Source organism: Synechococcus sp. CCY9201 (genome assembly GCF_034931105.1).
Lineage (GTDB): Bacteria > Cyanobacteriota > Cyanobacteriia > PCC-6307 > Cyanobiaceae > CBW1002.
Genome location: NZ_JAYGIC010000103.1, coordinates 1 through 2,340, shown reverse-complemented (window position 1 = coordinate 2,340; position 2,340 = coordinate 1). Strand labels below are relative to the sequence as shown.

Annotated in this window: 1 protein-coding gene and 1 pseudogene; both read left to right on the top strand. The window is 71.6% G+C overall.

Translation table 11 applies throughout. The annotated features are described in order from the left end of the window. Positions 1 to 358: pseudogene (locus VB716_RS10195) on the top strand (exonuclease V subunit gamma); the annotation flags it as partial. Then, positions 355 to 2,340, top strand: a 1,986-nt coding sequence (locus tag VB716_RS10190; protein WP_323270387.1) for a UvrD-helicase domain-containing protein, incomplete at its 3' end; no start/stop codon positions are given. The pseudogene VB716_RS10195 and the gene VB716_RS10190, both read left to right, overlap by 4 nt.

Sequence of the window (2,340 nt, the reverse complement as noted above, 5' to 3'; positions counted from 1 at the left end):
TGCCTGCTTCCGGGCCCGCGAGCGCCTGAGCCCCCCCAGCTCAGCGGAGGCCGCCGCCGCCCTGGACAACCTGCGCCAGTGGCGCCAGGCCTTCCAGCGGATCTGCTGGCCGGTGCCGCCGGAAACGGGCTGGGCCTACGCCGCCGCCGAAGCGAAGAAGGCCGGCTCCGGGGTCGCCGCGGCCTGCAAACGATGGGAAGGCGGTCCCGAACAGCAGGCGGAACGGGATGAGGAGGTGATGGCCCTCTGTTTCGGCCGCAGCCTCAGCGGCCGTGCCCTGCTGCAGGGGCCCTGCACCGCCCACGCCCTGGCCCTGCATCAACCACTGCTGCAGGTCTGGGAGGAGCTCAGGCCATGAGCAAAGCCACCGCAATCGAGGGCGTCGATCTCGAGGGTGCCGCTCTCGATTTCGATGCCAACACGGTGCCGCTCACCCCGGGAGTGCAGCTGCTTGAAGCCAGCGCCGGTACCGGCAAGACCTTTGCCCTGGCCCATCTGGTGCTGCGGCTGGTGACCCGAGAGGAGGAGCCCCTCAGCCTCGAGCAGTTGCTGGTGGTGACCTTCACCGAAGCCGCCGCCGCCGAACTGCGCGACCGGATCGCCCGCCGGCTGCAGGAGGCCCTGACGCTGCTGGAGACCCCCGCCGCCGCGACCACCCAGCCCCCCGACCAGGTGCTGGCCGACTGGCTGGCCCTGCAACCCCCAGACCCGGAGGTGCGCGACCGGCTGCGGGGCCGGCTGCTGCTTGCCCTTGAGGAGCTCGATCGGGCCGACATCACCACCATCCACGGCTTCTGCCGCCGCACCCTGCAACGCCGTGCCCTGGAGGCCGGCTTGGGTCCGGCGGTGGAGCTGGAGAACGACGATGGCGAACGCAGCCGCCAGGTCTGCCACGACTACTGGCAGCAACAGGTGCTCGGCCTGGCGCCGGAGTTATTGGCGGGGTTGCAGAGCCGCGGCCTGGGGCTCCAGCGTCTGCAGAAGCTGCTGGGGCAGCTCGACGGCGACCCGGCCCTGGAGCTCGATGCCCTGCCGGCGGCGATGGCGGCCGACCAACCGCTGGCACCCCAGCTCACGGCCCTGTGGCCGCAGCTGTGGGAGCGCTTTGTGAAGGAGTGGAGGGAGCACGGCGCCGCACTGGAGCAGAGCTTCCGCCGCCTGCCGGCCGACTGGAAAGCGCTCGGCATCCAGACCAAGACAACGCCCTACGCCGCCAAACCGAAAACAGACCGGGCCGCCCAGGTGGATCACTGGATCGCCTCCCTGGAGACCACTCCCAGCTACGCCATGGTGCTGGAGCTGCGCGAGGGCGGCACCACCGCCAGAAGCCCCAAGGCCCTGCTGCGCGACTACTTCCACCCCGCACCCTGGGTGAAGCTGACCGCACCGATGGAAGGGGAGGGCAAGACCCTGCCCGAAGCGCCGCTGATGGAGGCGATCGCAGCCCTGGTGGACGGGCCGGCGGAGCTGACCCTGCTCCATTTCGGCCACTGGGGGCGCCTGGAGCTGCGGCGGCGGCGCCGGCAGAACGGCCAGATGGGATTCGGCGACCTGCTGCTGGGCCTGGACCCCGGGCCCCAGGGGGATCGCCATGCCGCCCTGATCGCGGCCGTGCGTCAGCGCTACCGGGTGGCCCTGGTTGACGAATTCCAGGACACGGACCCGATCCAGTGGCGAATTCTCGAATCAGCCTTCACGACGGGGGGCCACCACCTGCTGGTGATGGTGGGGGACCCCAAACAGGCGATCTACCGCTTCCGCGGCGGCGAACTGGCCACCTATCGCCTGGCCCGGCACCGCGCTGACGCGGTCCATGCCCTGCGGGAGAACCGTCGTTCTGCGGAGCCCCTGGTGAAGGGGCTCAATGCCCTGATGCACATCGGGCTGGAGCGGTCGGAGCTGCCAGCGCCCAAGGTTCTCTCGCGCGCCACCAAGGGCGAGCTGGTGTTGCCCGCCGGCGAGAGACCGCTGCAGCTGCTGGCCTGCGCCCAGGAGGCCGAGCTGCCCGAGGCCATGGCCGGCCTCTGCCTGCAGCTGCTGGAGCGGGATCTGCGCCTCCGCACCGCCGCAGCGGACGAGGGCCCCGCCCCAACGCGCCCGCTGCAACCCCAGGACCTCTGCCTGCTGGTGCGCACCCATAGCCAGGCCGAAACCCTGCGCCGGGCCCTGGACGAGCGTGGACTGCCCAGCCGCCTGGTGAGCCGCGGCGATGTGTTCGCCAGCGAGGGTGCCACCACCCTGCAACGCCTGCTCGATGCCCTGGCCGACCCGGCCAGCGACGGCCGCCGCCGCCTGCTGGCCGCGTCGCCGCTGCTGGGCTGGAGTGCCACGGAGCTGGCA